20 protein-coding genes and 1 tRNA gene are annotated in these 19187 nt (G+C 43.4%); 20 read left to right on the top strand and 1 reads right to left on the bottom strand.

Annotated elements, in window-relative coordinates; genetic code table 11:
* Positions 1–83 precede the first annotated feature (83 nt).
* Both VK179_02100 and VK179_02095 read left to right on the top strand, forming a co-directional pair.
* Positions 84–2651 (top strand): phosphatidylglycerol lysyltransferase domain-containing protein, encoded by a 2568-nt coding sequence (locus tag VK179_02100; protein HLO57507.1) that lies wholly within the window; start codon positions 84–86, stop codon positions 2649–2651.
* Entirely contained in the window at positions 2652–3392 is a 741-nt protein-coding gene (locus VK179_02095; GenBank protein HLO57506.1) for a DUF998 domain-containing protein, read from the top strand.
* Here the strand turns inward: VK179_02095 and VK179_02090 are convergent.
* Entirely contained in the window at positions 3296–4486 is a 1191-nt protein-coding gene (locus tag VK179_02090) for a hypothetical protein (protein ID HLO57505.1), read from the bottom strand. The two genes, VK179_02095 and VK179_02090, sit on opposite strands and share 97 nt — an antisense overlap.
* Before the next feature lie 64 nt (positions 4487–4550).
* On the opposite strand from VK179_02090, the gene VK179_02085 reads away from it, so the two are divergent.
* From VK179_02085 to VK179_02000, 18 genes are all read left to right on the top strand, one after another.
* A complete protein-coding gene (locus VK179_02085) occupies positions 4551–5375 on the top strand; it encodes a glycoside hydrolase family 16 protein (GenBank protein ID HLO57504.1) in 825 nt (274 codons plus the stop codon).
* A gap of 114 nt (positions 5376–5489) precedes the next feature.
* Entirely contained in the window at positions 5490–7544 is a 2055-nt protein-coding gene (locus VK179_02080) for a M13 family metallopeptidase (GenBank protein ID HLO57503.1), read from the top strand.
* A 126-nt stretch (positions 7545–7670) separates the two neighbouring features.
* Positions 7671–8306: a VTT domain-containing protein gene (locus tag VK179_02075; GenBank protein HLO57502.1), complete on the top strand. Its 636-nt coding sequence runs from the start codon at positions 7671–7673 to the stop codon at positions 8304–8306.
* A gap of 115 nt (positions 8307–8421) precedes the next feature.
* A tRNA-Ser gene (locus VK179_02070) sits at positions 8422–8508 on the top strand.
* A gap of 295 nt (positions 8509–8803) precedes the next feature.
* On the top strand, positions 8804–9679 hold the full coding sequence (locus VK179_02065; protein ID HLO57501.1) for an NAD(P)-dependent oxidoreductase: 876 nt from the start codon (positions 8804–8806) through the stop codon (positions 9677–9679).
* A 122-nt stretch (positions 9680–9801) separates the two neighbouring features.
* The gene (locus tag VK179_02060; protein HLO57500.1) at positions 9802–10326 is read left to right on the top strand and encodes an isoprenylcysteine carboxylmethyltransferase family protein; all 525 of its coding nucleotides are present in this window, start codon (positions 9802–9804) and stop codon (positions 10324–10326) included.
* 378 nt (positions 10327–10704) lie between these two features.
* Positions 10705–10953, top strand: a complete 249-nt coding sequence (locus tag VK179_02055) for a thioredoxin family protein (GenBank protein HLO57499.1) — start codon at positions 10705–10707, stop codon at positions 10951–10953.
* Position 10954: 1 nt separating this feature from the next.
* Positions 10955–11248 carry a helix-turn-helix transcriptional regulator gene (locus VK179_02050; protein HLO57498.1) on the top strand — a complete coding sequence of 98 codons (294 nt, stop codon included), beginning with the start codon at positions 10955–10957 and terminating at the stop codon, positions 11246–11248.
* Between the two features lie 22 nt (positions 11249–11270).
* A complete protein-coding gene (locus VK179_02045; protein ID HLO57497.1) occupies positions 11271–11663 on the top strand; it encodes a nitrophenyl compound nitroreductase subunit ArsF family protein in 393 nt (130 codons plus the stop codon).
* Positions 11664–11674: 11 nt separating this feature from the next.
* On the top strand, positions 11675–12376 hold the full coding sequence (locus VK179_02040) for an aromatic aminobenezylarsenical efflux permease ArsG family transporter (protein ID HLO57496.1): 702 nt from the start codon (positions 11675–11677) through the stop codon (positions 12374–12376).
* Positions 12377–12378: 2 nt separating this feature from the next.
* Entirely contained in the window at positions 12379–13413 is a 1035-nt protein-coding gene (locus VK179_02035) for a permease (GenBank protein ID HLO57495.1), read from the top strand.
* Between the two features lie 19 nt (positions 13414–13432).
* Complete coding sequence (locus tag VK179_02030; protein HLO57494.1) at positions 13433–14206, top strand: NAD(P)-binding domain-containing protein; 774 nt, start codon at positions 13433–13435, stop codon at positions 14204–14206.
* Positions 14203–14628: an arsenate reductase ArsC gene (locus VK179_02025; protein ID HLO57493.1), complete on the top strand. Its 426-nt coding sequence runs from the start codon at positions 14203–14205 to the stop codon at positions 14626–14628. Before VK179_02030 ends, VK179_02025 begins: the two co-directional genes overlap by 4 nt.
* A complete protein-coding gene (gene arsM, locus VK179_02020; GenBank protein HLO57492.1) occupies positions 14625–15428 on the top strand; it encodes an arsenite methyltransferase in 804 nt (267 codons plus the stop codon). Before VK179_02025 ends, arsM begins: the two co-directional genes overlap by 4 nt.
* A 7-nt stretch (positions 15429–15435) precedes the next feature.
* On the top strand, positions 15436–16482 hold the full coding sequence (arsB, locus tag VK179_02015; GenBank protein HLO57491.1) for an ACR3 family arsenite efflux transporter: 1047 nt from the start codon (positions 15436–15438) through the stop codon (positions 16480–16482).
* On the top strand, positions 16479–17042 hold the full coding sequence (sigZ, locus tag VK179_02010) for an RNA polymerase sigma factor SigZ (protein HLO57490.1): 564 nt from the start codon (positions 16479–16481) through the stop codon (positions 17040–17042). Before arsB ends, sigZ begins: the two co-directional genes overlap by 4 nt.
* Positions 17043–17100: 58 nt before the next feature.
* Positions 17101–18084 carry a permease gene (locus VK179_02005; protein ID HLO57489.1) on the top strand — a complete coding sequence of 328 codons (984 nt, stop codon included), beginning with the start codon at positions 17101–17103 and terminating at the stop codon, positions 18082–18084.
* A gap of 38 nt (positions 18085–18122) precedes the next feature.
* A complete protein-coding gene (locus VK179_02000) occupies positions 18123–19181 on the top strand; it encodes a glycosyltransferase family 4 protein (GenBank protein ID HLO57488.1) in 1059 nt (352 codons plus the stop codon).
* Positions 19182–19187: the final 6 nt, after the last annotated feature.

Here is a 19187-nt window from a genome sequence, read left to right as displayed (position 1 = left end):
ATATCAATTTAACATTTGTTAATACAACCCTTGCATAATACAAAAGTTTGTGATGTAATTTTGTTGAAAGTTAATTTGAAAATATGAACTCGTCACCAAACGGCAAGCTGATCGTTCAATTTTTGCTCACTGTTGTTTTTTTTGGTATGGGTATATGGTTTCTGCGCCATGAAAAAGCAGAGCTCTCCGACGTTAAAACGGCACTTGTAACAGCTCACTGGTTTTGGGTTGTAGCCGGACTTCTGGTTACGATAGCCTATCTCATTTTACAGGGGCTGCTTTATGTAACCTGTTTCCATGCAATCGGAACCAGGGTAAGGCTTATAGACACCATTAATCTTTTCCTGAAAAGAAATTTTATAAGCGTTTTTTTGCCGGCAGGAGGCGTTTCTTCACTTGCTTTTTTTACCGGAAGGATTGAATCAAAGGGGATCAGTAAAAATCAAATCCATTATGCATCGAGCATTTATGCATTCATAGGAATTGTTTCAGTTATTGTAGTAGCGATTCCGGCTTTTGTAATTGCCTTTATGGAAGGAAAAACCGGTTCGGCCGAAATTACGGAGCTTCTTGTGCTCATTGGTATAACGATTCTTATCGGTGTGTTGCTTGTTTCACTCTATAAAAAAGGCCGCATTTATTCCTTGCTGATCAGGCGATTCCCGGCGGTTGAAGCTACAATTGAGGATATTCTTCAGCTAAACATTTCATCCGGACGGCTTTTGCTTACCCTTGTGGTTTCCATATTTATTGAATTTGCAGGAATTGCTCACGTCTTTATCGCAATGAAGGCACTGAATGCCGATCCTTCAATGATGGCCGCCGTAATGGCTTATATTATCTCGGTTGTATTCCTGATTATTTCGCCGTTTTTACGAGGTTTGGGCGCCGTTGAGGTATCCATGAGCATCATCCTTGTCAGGTTCGGCTTCTCAAATGTCACAGCTTTGTCGGTAACCCTTCTGTACCGGTTTTTTGAATTCTGGCTTCCCCTGTTTGCAGGAATCATAAGCTTCGTGTCAAAGATTAACAAGTTACTCATGCGTACCATACCGGCGCTTGCAATCCTATTGCTTGGTCTGATCAACATTATTTCAGCCATTACACCGGCAATACACTGGCGAATTGAAACGCTTAAGGAATACATTATGCTTGATGCCATTCACGCCTCCAATTTTTTTGTGCTGATTGCAGGTTTCTTTCTCCTTGTAACGGCAGCGTTTATGATGAAAGGACTTCGTTCGGCATGGTGGATGGCGCTGCTTCTTAGCATAGTATCTCTTGTAGGCCATATAACAAAGGCCATTGACTATGAAGAAGCATCGGTGGCCTTTATTATCATTATCCTGTTGCTCTTTACCCGCAAAGAATACTATGTAAAAAATAATCCGCGGTTACGGAATCTGGGACTGCAGACTGCACTTATCAGTGCAGCGGTAATTTTTATTTATGGAACAGTCGGCTTTTATTTACTGCACCAGAAACACTTTAATGGTGATTTAAGCATAGCCGATTCAATCCGGTATACATTTGCCAATTATTTCCTGATAGGAAGTAACGAACTTGTTCCTATGGACAAATTCGGGCATGATTTTATACTATCAATCAATGCCGGCGGGTTGCTGTCAATTGCATTTCTTGTTTACTGCCTGGTCCTGCCTTATGTATACAAAGAAAATGCTTCAGAAGAAGATATTGCCAAAGCAAAGGTACTGCTCGGCAAACATGGAAAATCTGCACTCGACTATTTCAAGATTCTGCCAGATAAACTGATCTTTTTCCCAGAAGGAATTGAAGCTTTCATTGCATACAGGGTAACAGGCAATTATGCTGTTGTTCTTGAAAATCCTGTTGCGGCAAATGAGAATGATGCAATAAAATGTGCAAAACAATTCGACCGCTACTGTTATGAAAACGGGTTAAAAAGCATTTATTACAGAGTTCCGGTTGAAAGCCTGGGTATTTTCTCAGGCTGCGGAAAAAAGAATATGTTTATCGGACAGGAAGCAGTCGTCAATCTTGATAAATTCAGTCTTGAAGGCACCAGCAGGAAATCAATCCGGAATGCAATCAACAAGATACGCGATAAGGGTTACAGGGTGCAGATTCACCAGCCTCCTGTTAAGGACGGCATATTACAGAAAATTAAATCAGTTTCTGATGAATGGCTGGAACTTACTGAAAGAAAGGAAATCATTTTTTCTCAAGGCAGTTTTGAATGGAAGGAATTGAAAGGTCAGACAATAATTACAGTCGAAAACAGTGAAGAAAAGGTGATAGCCTTCCTGAATGTAATACCTGACTATGCTCCGAACGAAGGCACATACGATTTATTAAGAAAAACAGCGGATGCTCCGAATGGTATAATGGATTTTATACTCATTGAACTCATCAATTACCTCAAAAGCAACGGCATTCATTACCTTAATCTTGGATTCGCACCCCTTTCGGGATTAAACGAAGGACAAACGATAAAAGATAAATCGATCAGGTTTGCCTATGAAAAAATAAGAGCTCTTGCCCAATACAAGGGTCTCCGGGAGTACAAGGACAAGTTTGAACCCGTTTGGCAAAACAGGTACCTGGTGTACGATAATGATTATGACCTGATCCAGGTTCCTGTTGTGTTATCAAGAGTAATTCAGAAATAAGTGACAACTGTTCAGCATATAAAGCGCTTGTCAGAAACGGCTTTCATCGCCTGCATTATTGCCTGCACCGGTGATATGATTACTTCATTTATTTTCCCGCTTTTTTATCCGGGCTATCGTCCGCTATCACAAACCATAAGTGCAATGGGTATTTCAGCGAGTCCCATAGGCCGCGAAATCTCCTGGATCTGGATATTCCTGGGTATTTTGTTTGTTGTTTTTGCATTTGCCTATTTTAAAAGTGCAGAACCGGCTTCCCGTGAGCGTATAGCTGCATGGCTGATAGCTGTCTATGGCATTTGTGATGTGTTTGGTTCGGGAGCATTTCCCGGAGTTTATCACCCGGGGCATCTCAGTCTGTCTGAAACAATGCACTATATTTTAGGCGCCGCAGGTACTGCTGCAATTTTTGTTTTGCCATTTATTTTTATGAACAGGCATAACAGGAAAAATAACCCTCTTTTTTTTGCCTATCTGATATTTGTAGTTTTTACAGGCCTTATTCTTTGGTTCTTTTTTGTAACAGCCCGGCTTCAGCTTAATTGGCTGGGATGGGCGGAAAAACTGGTGGGTTTATGGCAACGATCATTCCAGGTAAACTACTATCTGTTTCTGCTGGTAATAGCTTTCAGACACTATTATTTTTATAATTCAACCGCGTTAACAAGGTCATTCAATATTCCGTCGATAGCTGATTCCACTCGTTTCCAATCGGGTATCAGCGGCGAGCCGAAATGCTGATCGCAGAAATCAAGCACTCCCGAATCAATGGCACTGGCGAAAACCTCGACGGTTTTCAGTTCTTCATGAAAATCAAATGAAATGCGTTCATCATACATTTCAGCCAGTGACTCATATATACCCACCATTTCACGTGCATGTTTAAGGTAAGTGAGACGCACTGTCCTGAATACCTCGGAATTCAGCGCTACTCCGTTGCTTGCCATGTGGGTAAAGAACGTCCGTGCAATATCGGAAGCCATTTTATACAAACCTTTTTCATTCTGTGAACCCACATTCTGGTGTTTATGATCGTAACGGCTTGTGAGTTCAATCTGGCAAATGCGTGATTCCCTGACAAGACGATAAATCTCACCAAGCAATCCCACTTCGATACCCCAGTCAGACGGGAACTGCATCATGCGTGCCTGGCTGATATAGGTGGCAAATTCTCCTGACAAAGGATATCTGAAATCACCCATATAGTCTAGAAATTCGGTACTTCCGAACATATCCTTAAGGGTTCTGACAAGCGGAAAATAGAACAGCCTGGAAACCCTGCCGAACAACTTTTTATCATAACGGACATAGTACCCTTTCACAAACTGAAACCGGAGGTACATCATAGGGAAAAGGAGCCTTGTAAGAAAATCCCTGTCATAGGTAAGGATATCCGCGTCATGGAATGCAACAGCCGATATTTCGCCTTTTCCGATAATATACCCCAGGCAGGTCCACACTGCCCTGCCCTTGCCACGGCTTCCGAGGGAGAGTTGCTTTTCAATCTGCTCAATTACAGACAGTACCTCCGGCTTATCGTTCCAAACTAAAGATGCTTTCTTTCCGAGCGGTGCAACAATTTCAACAGCCCTGGCGTTATCCTCTGCGGTAGCCCTGTCGAGTGATATGTATACTTTTCTTACATAACCGGTTTCTGCAAGCACTTCAATAATATGGCGCATGGCGGCACCTGAAAGATCAGAATAAAGAGCCGGAATAAGAATTCCTATCGGTATCCGTTCAGAAGCTTTAAGTACCTTCGACTCCATACTTCTGCAGTTTTCATGTTGCAGAATCGGAAAAGTAGGTACCTTATTGATGTGGAAATCTGCCATAATGATAAATTTAGTACATTTATTCCTTAACAAAACGGATTTAAATTAAAAACCTCTATTCGCCATGAAATGTTTATTGAATGCAGTTTTGGCAGTGGCCATTGTTTCTTTTTTAGCTGGCTGTAATACCCAGCCGAAAAGCACAGATGACCTGGCGTCAAAGGGATGGAAACTTGTTTGGTCGGATGAATTTGATTACACCGGTTTGCCCGATTCAACAAAATGGTCTTATGATATTGGCGGCCATGGCTGGGGTAACCAGGAACGGGAATATTATACCGGTTCAAGGCTTGAGAATGCAAGGGTTGAAAATGGTGTTCTGATCATTGAAGCCCGAAAAGAAAAGATGGATACAAATCAATACACTTCTGCACGGTTAATATCAAAGGGAAAACAGGAATGGACCTATGGAAGATTTGAGATCAGGGCTAAACTTCCGAAAGGAGTGGGCACATGGCCTGCTATCTGGATGATGCCGGCAAAACAGAGTTACAGCGATGCGTTCTGGCCTGACAACGGCGAAATTGATATTATGGAGCATGTTGGATTCAATCCTGGTTTTATTCATGCCTCCACCCATTGTAAAAAATACAACTGGCCTGCAGGTACTCAACGAACAGACACAATTTTCATGAAGGATGTTTCGGATGCCTTTCATAATTACATTCTGGAATGGGGACCTGATACCATGCAGATTTTCCTTGATGACAAATTATACTTTACCTCGACCAATGATCGCACCGGCTGGGAAGCATGGCCGTTCGACAAGCCCTTTTACCTCATCCTGAACATTGCCATTGGCGGTGGCTGGGGCGGACAGAAAGGCATTGACGATTCCATCTGGCCGCAAAGGATGGAATTGGAATATGTGAGGGTGTATGAGAAGTAATGTGCTAATGTGCTAATGTGCCAATGAAGCGTTTTTTAATTAGCATATTGGCACATTGGCTTATTAGCACATTAAATCATTACCTTTGCCTCCATAAAAAACTCAACATACTCTATGAAATATACCTTTTCAATTATTGCTGCAGTGACAGCGATATCCTTACTTTCCGGCTGTTCAGGAAATAAAAAGGAAACAGCAGAAAAGAAAGTTTACCCGGCTTTTGAAGTTCAGAATATGGACACAACGGTGAACCCGGGTGATGACTTTTTCCTTTATGTGAATGGAACCTGGGTAAAGAATAACCCGATCCCGGCCGACAAAAATTCATGGTCAGCTTTCACCGAACTGGATGAAAGAAACCGGGAACAGATCCGGCAAATCATAGAAAATGCAGCAAAAGAAAAAGATACAACCGCCGGCAGTGTAAGCGCCCAGATTGGCAATTATTACAATGCCGGTATGGACACTGTAAAAATTGAAAAAGAAGGTGTTGATCCGCTTAAGGGCCTGTTTGCAAAAATCGACAGCATTCAGACCATCGCTGACGTGCAGAAGGTTGGTGCTTACTTTCAGACTCTCGGTATAAGCCCGTTCTTCTTTGTGTTCCCGAATGCCGATCAGAAAAACAGTGAAATGGTCATTGCCAATTTCTACCAGTCAGGTATCGGCCTGCCTGATCGCGACTATTATTTCAGGACGGATGCAGAAAGCAAGAAAATCCGCGATGCTTATCTCGTGCACCTGACAAAAATGTTCACCCTTTTGAAAGATCAACCCGAGGTTGCCCAAAAGAATGCTGAGACGGTTATGAACATGGAAACAAGGCTTGCCAAAGCTTCTTTCACCAATGTAGAAAACCAGGATCCTCAGAAGACCTATAACAAAATGACAATTGAACAGCTGGCAAAATTATCGCCGGCAGTAGACTGGCAGGCATATATGCTGAACATCGGCTATCCCCAGATCCGTGAAATGAACGTATATCAGCCTGTATTCCTGAAAGAGCTGAGCGGCATGATGAAATCGGTTCCGGTTGCCGACTGGAAAACCTTTTTGAGATGGTCTTTGATCAATCATGCATCCGCTTACCTGAGCAGTGATTTCGAAAAACAGAATTTTGATTTCTATTATAAAACCCTGTCGGGTCAGGAAAAACCCGAACCCCGCTGGAAACTAGTTCTTGACATGACAAGCGGAAGCCTGGGCGAAGCCATCGGTCAGCTGTATGTAAAGGAATACTTCCCCCCGGAAGCCAAGCAGAAAATGATTGAACTGGTTGGAAACCTGAAGGAGTCACTCAAACAGAGGATACAGAACCTCACATGGATCGGTCCCGAAACCAAGCAGGAAGCACTGGCAAAACTCGAAAAGATGAATGTGAAAGTGGGTTATCCCGACAAATGGAGGGATTATTCGACACTGAAAGTTACCGATACATACATTACCAATGTTTTAAACTCAGGAAACTTTGAATTCATTTATTCAATGAACAAGGTGGGCAAACCGGTTGATAAAACCGAATGGGGAATGACACCTCAGACCGTGAATGCCTATTATGAGCCCAGCAAAAACGAGATTGTATTCCCTGCCGGAATTCTGCAGCCTCCTTTCTTTAATATGAACGCTGATGATGCCGTAAATTACGGCGGAATCGGACTGGTTATCGGTCACGAAATGACACATGGTTTCGATAACATGGGCCGCCAGTATGACAAGGATGGCAATCTGCGCGACTGGTGGACACCAGCTGACGTGAAATCATTTAAAGAGCATACACAGATACTGGTTGATCAGTACAGCAAATTTGAAGTGCTGGATTCCCTTTTCATCAATGGTCAGCTGACCCTTGGTGAGAATATAGCTGATCTTGGCGGTGCAACGGTTGCATACAACGCCTACCAGCTCTCGTTGCAGGGCAAACCGGCTCCAGCACTGATTGACGGATTCACCGGAAACCAACGGTTTTTCCTGTCGTTCGGACAGATTTGGAGGAACAATATGCGTGACCAGGCTCTGCGCAAAAGAGTGCTCACGGATGAACATTCGCCTGCAAAATACAGGGTAAACGGCACTGTGTTCAACATGCCTGAGTTCTATGTTGCCTTCCCGAACGTGAAGGAGGGAAATAAATTATACAGGCCGGAAAATGAGAGACCGGTGATTTGGTAAAAATTCAGGGTGACATAAGAAGCGGTTATGGTTTCAGGCTATAACCGCTTTCTTTTTAGGTAACAAGCAATAGGAATTTGCTGTTGACCCATAAATTTTATATTTTTAATACCCTAATACGAACGGATGGATCAACTATTTGAATTTTTTAAAGAACTGGTGCATCCTGAAAGTATTATCCGTTATGGTGGCATTTACCTGCTGCTTATTGTAGTATTCGCTGAAACCGGGTTATTCGTCGGTTTCTTTCTTCCCGGAGATTCGCTTCTTTTCACAGCCGGATTGTTTTGTGCCACCGGAATCCTGAAGATTGGCCTTATATGGCTTATTCTTCTTATCATCCTGGCGGCAGTACTGGGAAATATTGTCGGGTATCATTTTGGAAAAAGGGTCGGACCTTACCTGTTCAGGCGAAAATCAGGTATCTTTTTCAAGCAGAAACACCTGGAAACGGCAAACCGGTTCTACCAGAAACATGGGAACAAAACAATTATTCTTTGCAGGTTTCTTCCGATAGTCAGGACTTTTGCCCCGATTGTAGCGGGTATTGTCAGAATTAAGTATCATAAGTTTTTATTCAACAGCCTTGTCGGCGCTCTTTTGTGGGTTAACATCCTGGTTCTGACCGGTTATTACCTGGGAATTTATGTGCCCAAAACAAAAGATTATCTCGAATACATCGTCATTTTCCTAATCGTGATCACATCGATTCCTTTTGTGTTCAACGCCATTAAGTTGAAGATTAAAAAAGAAAACAAGTAATCGGTATTGATTCTTCATTCTTCATTCTTCATTCTTCATTTCTTCATTATTTCTGAACAAACGAACTTCATTTTTTGATTTCCCGAATTACCCATTATCTTTGCAACCAGTTTAAGGAGAGGTGCCAGAGTAGTCGATCGGGGCAGTCTCGAAAACTGTTGAACCCTTCGGGGTTCCGGGGGTTCGAATCCCCCCCTCTCCGCAAAAGTTCAAAAATCCCGTGGCGAAGCCCGGGATTTTAAATTTTACAGGGGAACGCAAGCTCGCTTGCAGTTCCCCTGTAAAATTTAAAAGCCTGCCGGCGCGACAGCGACGGAAGGGATTTTTGAACTTTTGCAGGGATCTCCCTGAAAGGGATCATGCCAGTAATCCCCCTTCTTCCATAGATTCCATTCCGGAAGCAGGCTGAAGCCTGCAGCTATAATCCGACTCAGGCACAGCCTGAGCCGAACTTTCGAACAATCCCACCGTATCTTTGTCCTTTAAAAAACATCATCATGAAAATCGGATTTGCCGGAATCGGAAGTATGGGAAGACCTATGGCCGCTAACCTGCTAAAAGCAGGATTTGAAGTGACAATATACAACCGTACGCCTCAAAAAACGCAATCCCTTGCCGATGCCGGCGGCAGGCTGGTTAATGATCCGGCCGGCCTCGCGGGAAGCGAAGTCGTCATCACCATGCTGTCGGATGATAATGCCCTGCTAAACATTACACAGGGTGAAAACGGCCTCATAAACGGTATGCAAAAAGGATCGGTTCATGTGTCGATGAGTACGATCAGCACGGCCTTAAGTGAAAAACTTACCATTGAACATCAGAACGCAGGACAAAATTTCATATCAGCGCCCGTTTTTGGCCGACCTGAAGCCGCAGCGGCCGCAAAACTTTTTATCGTTGCAGCCGGAAACAAGATTTCATTCGAAATACTTCAGCCGGTTTTTGATGCCCTCGGCCAAAAAACATTCTATTTAGGTACCAACCCCCGTGATGCAAATCTCTTCAAACTAAGCGGAAATTTTCTGATAGCCACTGTCATTGAATCGCTCGGAGAAGTAATGGCACTCTTCAATAAAGCCGGAATGAACCGTCAACAATGCCTCGACATTTTTACTTCCACCCTGTTCTCATCACCCATTTATGTGTATTATGGAAAACTGGTTATCGAACAACAATTCACTCCTCCCGGTTTTGCTGCACCACTAGGGCTAAAGGATGTCAAACTTGCCATGGCAGCGTCCGAAGCACTTCATGTACCTATGCCTCTTGTCAACCTCCTCCACCAGCGTTATGTAGAACTTATGGCAAACGGCGGTGAGAAAATGGACTGGTCAGCTATTGCGGGATTGGCAATGAAGAATTCGGGACAGTAATAGACGCCCTTTTCATGCATTCTGCAGAGACGCGATCAATCGCGTCACTACCAGCGGATAGTATTCAGATTCTGGTGCAATCCTGAAAATTAGTATATTAGTCCCACCAAAACTAACCTGCCATGAAAAATCACCTGCTTTTTTATGCGTTGATTCTTTTATGTGTATTGACACATATTGTCCGCACGATTTATGAAATCCTGAAACACCGGAAGACGATTAAACCCAACAAGCTTTCTTTCCTGATCATTTTCACCAACATGATGCTATTATGGGTATCCTGGTTTGCCGTGGGTGAAATGGACCCGTTCAGAAAAGAAATACCAAATATTTACAGGTATATCGGTTTCTTCCTGTCAGGCTCCGGAGTAGTGCTTTTCCTTACAGCCCTGTTTACGATCAAATCTCTTGAAACCTATGAAGGCGACCTGGTTTCCTACGGTGTTTATTCCATTTTCAGGCATCCCATGTATCTTGGATTTATCCTGTGGATTACAGGCATGCCCTTGTTTTCAGGAAGTATAATTGCTACCTACCTGGCTGTTCCCTTTATTGCCAATGTTCTTTTCTGGCGATACCTTGAAGAAAAGGAACTGATTGAAAGATTCCCCGGCTATCCGGCTTACCGGAAGAAAACGATTTTTTGAATAATCCGAGGTCGGACCAGACTAACTATTTGATTAATTGTATATTGATCCGTAAAAAACGCTCTATTTTACTCTTAGAGCATCATTTTTGGCATTAAAAAAGGCCTTCTAAGGAATTTAATCCTTTTAGAGGATAACCTATTTTTCTTAGAGCCCCGAAAACAGGCCTGAAAATGGACCTCTAAGGCCTAAATAAGGCTAAAAAACAGGTTTATTTTTTTGTTTATCAATAACTTACTCTGGTCCGACCCCGAGAAAACCCCGAGAAACTTATTCTGGTCCGACCCCGAGAAACACTGGTCCGACCCGGGGAAACTTAAAAAATCATTTGTGTTTATGATTTCATTTCGTATATTCGCGAAATGCAAAACTTACAAAATGAGTATTTCAATTAAAGTATTGGGAATGGGTTGCGCCAACTGTAAAAACCTTGAAAGGCAAACCCGCAATGCGCTTGCTGAAATGGATATAGCAGCAGACATTGAAAAAGTGGAAGATATTCAGAAGATCATGTCGTATGGCGTGATGAGAACTCCGGCCCTGATTATAAACGAAAAGGTGGCTCTGTATGGCAGAGTACCTGCTGTGTCCGAATTAAAAGAAATCATTCAAAAAAACCTGGGTTAATATGCCTGAATTTTCTGAAAAAGACGTCCTGATTGCAAAGTTTGCCAAGGCTTTAAGTCACCCGGCACGTGTGTATATTATGCGCGAATTGTCATGCCTGAACGGATGCTGCACAAGCAGTGAATTTTTTGAAAACCTGCCCATTGCCCGCTCAACTCTTTCACAGCATCTGAAGGAACTGAAATATGCCGGGTTAATCCAAGGCTATATTCACCCGCCCTTTATAAAATATTGTATCAATAAAGACAACTGGGAATTAGCCAAGAAAAGCTTCGGTGAATTTCTTGAGAAATAAATCATATTAAAACTTTCATATCATGAAAAAACTCTGTCTGCTTACAATTCTGTTAATGGCCCTTTCTTCAACGGGATTTTCCCAGCAACCCACCATATCCGTATACTTTTTTCATGGCACTCACAGGTGCAGTGGCTGCATCAATGCGGAAAAGGCCACGGTGGCTGTCCTGAATTCCGTATACAAGGTTCAGCAGGAGAAAGGAATCATTAAATTCCAAAGTATCAATATTGAAGAAGATAAAAATAAAGCTCTTGCCGAAAAATACCAGGTAGCCTGGAATACACTGCTTATTGTACCTGTCGGTAATGATAAAGGCAAAGTGGACCTGACGGAACAGGCCTTTGCCTATGGTGAAAATCCCGAGGCACTTAAGCCTTACCTGACAGCAGCCATAGAGCCTTTACTCAAGTAGTTATTATGTACATGGAATTTCTGCACCGGCTTCTTGAAAACTCAACAATGCCCTTTTTATCGTCAGCCATTCTCGGTCTTATGACGGCAATAAGCCCATGTCCGCTTGCCACCAACATCACAGCAATTGGCTACATAAGCAGGGAAATTGATCAGAAGAAAAAAGTCTTTCTGAGCGGGCTGTTCTATACATTGGGAAGGGCAGTAAGTTATTCTGTCCTGGGCCTTATCCTTTTTGCCGGGGCCAGTAAATTCCAGGTTGCTAAAATATTTCATGGCTGGGGAGAGAAAATCCTTGGTTTCCTGTTGATCCTTATCGGTATTTTTATGCTGGATATCATTAAACTAAGGTTTCCGAAGCTTTCACTGCTGAATGACAAAATAAATGTAAATAAAAAAGGAACTTTTGCGGGTGCTTTTTTTCTTGGACTTGCATTCGCCCTCGCCTTTTGCCCATATAGCGGGGTGCTTTATTTTGGTATACTCATTCCCATGTCGATCAGCAGTGCATCGGGTTTGTACCTGCCTGCTGTTTACGCCCTGGCGACCGGCTTGCCTGTTATCCTGGTTTCATGGCTTATAGCTTACAGCTTATCGGAAATTGGTACTTTTTACAACCGTATAAAGTTTTTCGAAACCTGGATAAGACGTATCGTGGCAATCACATTTATTGCGGCCGGATTTTACTATGTTTTCATCTACTATATAAAATAATTATGAGTGCGTTTGTTCATAACGAAAAGTTCAAGATTTCCATCCTGATCCTTCTGCTCCCTGCCTGGTTCGCCCTGTACCATTATCTCCCCTTTCTGACAAACCGTTTTATCGATGTTCTTCCCGGGTTGACACAGGGAGGAAATTTCACTGAATCGTTGCGCTTTTTCGTTTTTGAAGTGCCAAAAGTTCTGTTGCTTCTGACACTGATCATTTTTATAATGGGAATTGTCCGGACTTATTTCTCACCTGAACAAACGCGCCGCGTACTGGGTGGTAAAAGAATGTTTACCGGTAATGTTATGGCGGCTTCACTGGGCATAGTTACCCCCTTTTGCTCGTGCTCCGCAATACCCCTGTTCCTGGGATTTGTAGAATCAGGTGTTCCGCTTGGCGTTACATTCTCTTTCCTTATTGCAGCTCCCATGATCAATGAAGTGGCCGTTGTGCTTCTTTTCGGACTTTTTGGCTGGCAAACGGCACTAATTTACGTGGTAACGGGACTGGTTATAGCCATTACCGCCGGATGGATCATTGGCAAACTCAAACTCGAGCATTGGGTTGAAGACTGGGTCTATAAGGCACAAATGGGCAACACTGGTTTGGAAGAAGAACGACTTACTTTTACTCAACGCATCAAAACCGGCATGGAAGCGGTGAAGGAAATAGTCGGTAAAGTCTGGCTCTATGTAATATTGGGAATTGCTGTCGGGTCCGCCGTGCATGGTTATGTTCCCGATAACTTTATGGCCTCGGTCATGGGTAAATCAGCTTGGTACAGCGTCCCTTTATCAGTGCTCATCGGTGTTCCTCTTTATTCCAACGCTGCCGGTATTGTACCCATTGTTTCCGCGCTGATAGAAAAAGGCGCTTCATTGGGCACGTCCCTGGCCTTTATGATGGCGGTTATAGGTCTATCGTTACCTGAAATGATCATTCTCCGGAAAGTACTTAAACTTCCGATGATCCTGGCATTTGCCGGCATTGTGGCCACAGGCATCATGATCGTCGGATTCCTGTTCAATTTTATATTCTGAAAACTAAAAACAACTATCCATGAAAACCATCGCATTCATCGGGGGAGGAAGAATAACCAAAATTATCCTCCAGGCTTTTGCCAATAAAAACCTGAAATTTGAAAGGATCTTTGTATATGATCCGGTTGAAGAAACTCTTGGAAAACTGAAAAACTGCTTCACTGATATCGAAATATCTCATGAATCGCTTTACCCGGCTTTCACACCGGATGTTCTTTTCCTTGCTGTTCATCCACCGGTAATGGCAGAAACCCTACAGAAGATAAAACCATCACTCAAGCCTGAAACCATACTTATATCACTTGCACCCAAGGTTACCATTGCCAAAATGACTGAAATACTGGGCGGTTTCTCAACGATTGCAAGAGTAAATCCCAGTGCAACCTCTTATATAAATGACGGCATCAATCCGGTTGCCTTCGGCCCGGGCATGAATGAAAAAGCCAGAAAGCAAACCCTTGAATTGCTGGGTAACCTGGGACAGGTTCCGGTTGTAAGCGAAGATAAGATCGAAGCATATGCCCTCATAAGCGCTATGGGATCCACTTATTTCTGGTTTCAGATACAGGAACTGAAAAGACTGGCTCTGAAATTCGGGATGGAAGAAACCGAGGCAAATCAAACCATTAGCGAAATGCTGAAAGGAAGTGCAGCCACGTTATTTAATTCAGGTTTAACACCTGCAGAGGTAATGGATCTTGTTCCGGTAAAACCTCTTGCTGAATATGAAGAGCCGATTAAATCATACTATGATTCAAAATTATCCGCCATCTATGAAAAAATAAAGCCATGAAAATCCTGATCCTTTGTACCGGTAACTCCTGCCGCAGCCAGATGGCTCATGGTTTCCTGCAGTCGTTTGACCCGCGGCTCACCGTTCGTTCTGCCGGTACCGAACCTGCATCAAAAATCAATTCCGATGCAGTAAAAGTGATGAAAGAAGCCGGCATTGACATCAGCTCCCATTTACCTGAAAATGTAAACAAGTATTTACACGAAGCATGGGACTACGTCATTACTGTTTGTGATCATGCCAACGAAACCTGCCCCGTTTTTTTGGGAAAGGTAAAACACCGTTTGCACCTTGGCTTTGAGGACCCCTCAAAAGCAACCGGTGATCGGGAGCATATCCGAAGGGAATTCATCCGGATCAGGGATGCCATTAAGAATACATTTTTTGATTTTTATAAGGAACAATTAAAACCCTTGTTATGAAGGCGGAAGATTTAAAACTCTTCATACAGAAAAAATATAGTGAAATAGCAGGACAGGATAAACTGCTGAATCAGTCGAGTTGCTGCGGCAGCACCTGTGGCTGCAGTGATTCAGCCTATTCCATATTTAGTGACGATTACAGCACACTTGAAGGATATAATCCTGATGCCGACCTGGGACTGGGATGCGGGCTGCCAACAGAGCATGCCGGGATCAATCCCGGTGATTCTGTTCTTGATCTTGGTTCCGGCGCCGGGAACGATTGCTTTGTCGCCTGGGCACTTGTTGGAGAAAACGGGAAAGTTACAGGACTTGATTTCACCGATGCCATGCTTGAAAAAGCGCGCATCAATGCCTCAAAGCTTAACTATTCCAACGTGGAGTTTGTAAAAGGCGATATTGAATCCATGCCTTTACCCGATAATACCTATGATGTGGTCATCAGCAATTGCGTACTCAACCTGGTTCCGGATAAAACAAAAGCATTTTCGGAGATTTACAGGGTGCTGAAAAGGAACGGTCATTTTTGTGTATCCGACGTAGTGTTATCCGGTGAGTTACCGGAATCTCTTAAAAATGATGCGGCCATGTACGCAGGATGTGTGGCAGGGGCCATGCAAAAGGACCGGTACCTTGAAATCATACAGAAAGCAGGTTTTGAAAAAACCGAGGTTAAAAAAGTAAAAAGAATTGATATCCCCGATGAGATATTATCTTCTTATTTTGATGAAAAAGGACTGCAGGAATTCAAATCAGGCAAAACCGGAATTTTCAGTATAACCGTCATTGCCCATAAATAAATTGGCTATGGAACCAGCAACAAAAAAACTATCTTCTTTTGACCGTTATCTGACACTCTGGATTTTTATAGTCATGTTTGCCGGGGTGCTGGCGGGGTATTTCATTCCCGGCATTCCTGATTTATGGAATTCCTTAAGCAGCGGCACTACCAATATTCCAATAGCAATCGGACTGATCCTGATGATGTACCCGCCGCTGGCCAAGGTTAAATATGAAAAGCTGCCGCTTGTTTTTAAAAACCTGAGACTGCTTGGTTTATCTCTGGTCCAAAACTGGATCACAGGGCCATTTATCATGTTCGTGCTTGCCATTGTTTTCCTGCATAACCAACCGGGACTTATGACAGGGGTAATCCTGGTTGGACTTGCAAGGTGTATAGCCATGGTGCTGGTATGGAACGATCTGGCCAAAGGTGATTCCGAGCTTGCCGCCGGCCTGGTGGCCTTCAATGCACTTTTCCAGGTGTTCCTGTATTCAGTATATGCCTATGTTTTCATTACCGTTCTTCCACCTATTTTTGGTTTAAAAGGTTCCCTGGTTGAAGTTTCCATATCAGAGATCGCCGGAACCGTATTGATTTATCTTGGCGTTCCTTTTCTGGCCGGGTTAATAACCAACCTGGTACTACGGAGGCTGAAAGGAGACAAATGGTATTACAGTCGTTTCATCCCGGCCGCTTCATGGTTGACTCCAATTGCTTTGCTGTTTACAATCTTTGTTATGTTTTCGCTCAAGGGAGAAAAAATCATTCAGCTGCCGGTTGATGTGATCAGGGTGGCAATACCCTACACGATTTATTTTGCGCTTATGTTTTTCAGCACTTTCTTTATTTCCCGGCGTATGGGTATTGATTACGAAAAATCGGCCACCATGTCGTTCACAGCCGGAAGCAACGATTTTGAACTGGCTATTGCCGTTGCCATAGCCGTTTTCGGTATCAATTCACAGGCTGCATTTGCAACTGTTATCGGACCACTTGTTGAAGTTCCGGTCCTTGTTTTGCTTGTGAATGTTGCACTGAACTTCAAAAGAAAATATTGGAAAACGGCATGAATCTGACACGCACGGGACAAATCTGGTCAACATTCGCAGACAGGCTCAGATCGTTTATTTCCAGCAAGGTTCACGATAAGGATGTGACGGAGGATATCCTGCAGGAAGTTTTTATAAGAATCCATGAAAAAGTGGATACCCTGAGGGATAATGAAAAACTTACATCATGGATTTACCAGATTGCACGCAACCTGATTGCGGATCATTTCAGGAAAAACAAACAAGCGTCTGCCGTTTCCGATAATGAAGAAGATGAACAAATGGAAAATGAACCCGATTTCAGGATTATGGAAACGGCGGTGAATGACATGATCGGCATGCTGGATGAGCTTCCCGGGCATTATTGCGATGCCCTGTGCAAGACAGAAATCGGGGGGATGAGCCAGGCTGAGTATGCACGGCAGGCGGGAATCCCCTACTCTTCTGTGAAAACAAGGGTTCAGCGTTCAAGGAAAATGCTCCGGGATATGCTCATGCAATGCTGCCATTATCAATTTGACAAATACGGAACTGTTCTGAATATCAGTCCGAATGCCTGCTGCTGTTGTAATCACAACTAATTTTTTCTGAAAATCTGAGTCCGTTTAAACGCTTTTGCGTCCATGAGAAAAAAACATCATGGAACACATTTATCAGATTACAGATTTTATAGTAAAATCATTTCTTCACATCTGGCCTTACCTTCTGATTTCGGTACCACTGGCCGCTTTTGTAAATTTGTCCGGCGCATCCGCGTATATTACCCGTGCGCTAAGTAAGAAACCGTTGGTCGCCATTCTTCTGGCGACAATAATCGGCGCCTTCAGTCCTTTCTGTTCCTGCGGCGTGATACCGGTTATTGCATCCCTTCTTATCGGAGGCGTACCGCTTGCACCGGTGATGTCTTTCTGGATTGCCTCACCATCGATGGATCCGGAGATTTTTTTCCTGAGTGTGGCAACAATTGGCTGGAAATTGTCGGTTTGGCGCCTGGCTTCAACTTTTTTTATAAGCCTGTCGGGTGGACTTATTACTCATTTTCTCTGGAATAGAGGTTTCTTACGAACAGGCATTCTTCGTCAGCAAAAGCTGTCCTCACAAACAGCTTTAAAACCAGTGCTTGTGGCTGTAAAACAGTATAATTTCATTCATACTTCAGGTTTAAAGATGGCAGCAAAGACCGAACAACCTTGCGGCTGCAGTGAAGCTGTGACGCCGACCTTTATAAAAATATTGAATGAATGCATGAAGGCTTTTATCATGGTATCAAAATTCATGCTCCTGGCATTCTTCCTGAACGCTTTAATAAAATTTTATTTACCTGAAGACCTGATAACCCGTTACATGGCCACAGACAGTCCGATTTCCGTATTGATCGCAACATTTGTAGGAATTCCGTTTTATACAAGCAATGCATCCGCACTTCCGATTGTCAGCGGGTTATTGACCCTGGGCATGAACCAGGGGGCCGCACTTGCCTTTTTAATTGCCGGACCCGTAACCACTTTACCGGCAATGGCTGCCGTGTGGGGAATTGTGAAACCAAAAGTGTTCTTTCTGTTCCTGACCTTCGGGCTTACCGGGTCAATAATAGCGGGCTATCTTTTTAACCTGTTAAACTAACAGGGGTCAAAAATTGTTGTCTGTTAAAATACCGTTATATGAAAATCGCGCAGGTCTCACCGCTGTATGAAAGTGTGCCACCGGCACAATACGGCGGAACCGAAAGAGTGGTTCATTATCTTACTGAACAATTGGTAGCAGACGGACATCAGGTGACTCTTTTCGCATCGGCTGATTCAAAGACTTCTGCCCGGTTGATCCCGGTTATTAAAAAAGCGTCAAGAACCAATCCCGATACAGTTGACGGACTTGGAAATCACTTTACGGAGATCGAAATGGTGGAAAAAATGGCCCACGAATTTGACATCATCCATTCTCATATAGACTACCTGTATTACCCGGTAATGAAGCGAACCCAGCACAAGTACCTGACCACCTTGCACGGCAGGCTTGATATACCTGAGCTCCAGGGTATTTATAAAGAATTCAAAAATATTCCGGTTGTTTCCATTTCTAATGATCAACGAAAGCCCCTTCTATTCTCAAACTGGGCAGGAACTGTTTATCACGGACTGCCTTCTGACCTGTATCATTTTAATGAAATCCCGCAACCCTACCTGGCTTTTGTCGGGAGGATCTCACCCGAGAAAAGAGTTGACCGGGTGATTGACCTTGCCAGGAGGACGGGTATCCCGGTTAAAATAGCGGCCAAAGTGGATAAAGCCGATGAGGAATATTTTGAGAATGAAATAAGAAGAAAATTGGATGATCCACTTGTAGAATTCCTGGGTGAAATCGATGACGCGGAAAAAGATGTTATCCTGGGAAATTCGCTGGCATCACTGTACCTGATTGACTGGCCCGAGCCCTTTGGTCTGGCAATGATTGAATCGATGGCATGCGGTACACCTGTTATTGCATTCAACTGCGGTAGCGTTCCTGAAGTAATTGATGAGGGCATAACAGGGTTTATTGTTAATGATATGGAGGAAGCTGTAAAAGCCGTTAAAAAAATATCCTCAATCGACCGGTCCGGTTGTTATAAAAAATTCATCGAACGGTTTTCAGCCGAAAGGATGGTAAGGGATTACATAGCCATTTATGAAAAACTCACCGGGAATTCATTACGAAAAAAGATAGTTGAACAAACAAACTGACATGGA

Source organism: Bacteroidales bacterium (assembly GCA_035299085.1).
GTDB lineage: Bacteria > Bacteroidota > Bacteroidia > Bacteroidales > UBA10428 > UBA5072.
The sequence above is the reverse complement of the archived record's forward strand: the minus strand, read 5'-3'. Positions and strand labels throughout refer to the sequence as shown.

Excerpts from the sequence above, each read along its gene's own strand:
- VK179_02100 (HLO57507.1), top strand. The coding sequence starts at position 84 with ATGAACTCGTCACCAAACGGCAAGCTGATCGTTCAATTTTTGCTCACT.
- VK179_02045 (HLO57497.1), top strand. The coding sequence starts at position 11,271 with ATGAAAAAACTCTGTCTGCTTACAATTCTGTTAATGGCCCTTTCTTCA.
- VK179_02080 (HLO57503.1), top strand. The coding sequence starts at position 5,490 with ATGAAATATACCTTTTCAATTATTGCTGCAGTGACAGCGATATCCTTA.
- VK179_02065 (HLO57501.1), top strand. The coding sequence starts at position 8,804 with ATGAAAATCGGATTTGCCGGAATCGGAAGTATGGGAAGACCTATGGCC.
- arsM (HLO57492.1), top strand. The coding sequence starts at position 14,625 with ATGAAGGCGGAAGATTTAAAACTCTTCATACAGAAAAAATATAGTGAA.
- VK179_02040 (HLO57496.1), top strand. The coding sequence starts at position 11,675 with ATGGAATTTCTGCACCGGCTTCTTGAAAACTCAACAATGCCCTTTTTA.
- VK179_02055 (HLO57499.1), top strand. The coding sequence starts at position 10,705 with ATGAGTATTTCAATTAAAGTATTGGGAATGGGTTGCGCCAACTGTAAA.
- VK179_02075 (HLO57502.1), top strand. The coding sequence starts at position 7,671 with ATGGATCAACTATTTGAATTTTTTAAAGAACTGGTGCATCCTGAAAGT.
- VK179_02025 (HLO57493.1), top strand. The coding sequence starts at position 14,203 with ATGAAAATCCTGATCCTTTGTACCGGTAACTCCTGCCGCAGCCAGATG.
- VK179_02000 (HLO57488.1), top strand. The coding sequence starts at position 18,123 with ATGAAAATCGCGCAGGTCTCACCGCTGTATGAAAGTGTGCCACCGGCA.
- VK179_02085 (HLO57504.1), top strand. The coding sequence starts at position 4,551 with ATGAAATGTTTATTGAATGCAGTTTTGGCAGTGGCCATTGTTTCTTTT.
- VK179_02090 (HLO57505.1), bottom strand. The coding sequence starts at position 4,486 with ATGGCAGATTTCCACATCAATAAGGTACCTACTTTTCCGATTCTGCAA.
- VK179_02060 (HLO57500.1), top strand. The coding sequence starts at position 9,802 with ATGAAAAATCACCTGCTTTTTTATGCGTTGATTCTTTTATGTGTATTG.
- sigZ (HLO57490.1), top strand. The coding sequence starts at position 16,479 with ATGAATCTGACACGCACGGGACAAATCTGGTCAACATTCGCAGACAGG.
- VK179_02005 (HLO57489.1), top strand. The coding sequence starts at position 17,101 with ATGGAACACATTTATCAGATTACAGATTTTATAGTAAAATCATTTCTT.
- VK179_02035 (HLO57495.1), top strand. The coding sequence starts at position 12,379 with ATGAGTGCGTTTGTTCATAACGAAAAGTTCAAGATTTCCATCCTGATC.
- VK179_02050 (HLO57498.1), top strand. The coding sequence starts at position 10,955 with ATGCCTGAATTTTCTGAAAAAGACGTCCTGATTGCAAAGTTTGCCAAG.
- VK179_02030 (HLO57494.1), top strand. The coding sequence starts at position 13,433 with ATGAAAACCATCGCATTCATCGGGGGAGGAAGAATAACCAAAATTATC.
- arsB (HLO57491.1), top strand. The coding sequence starts at position 15,436 with ATGGAACCAGCAACAAAAAAACTATCTTCTTTTGACCGTTATCTGACA.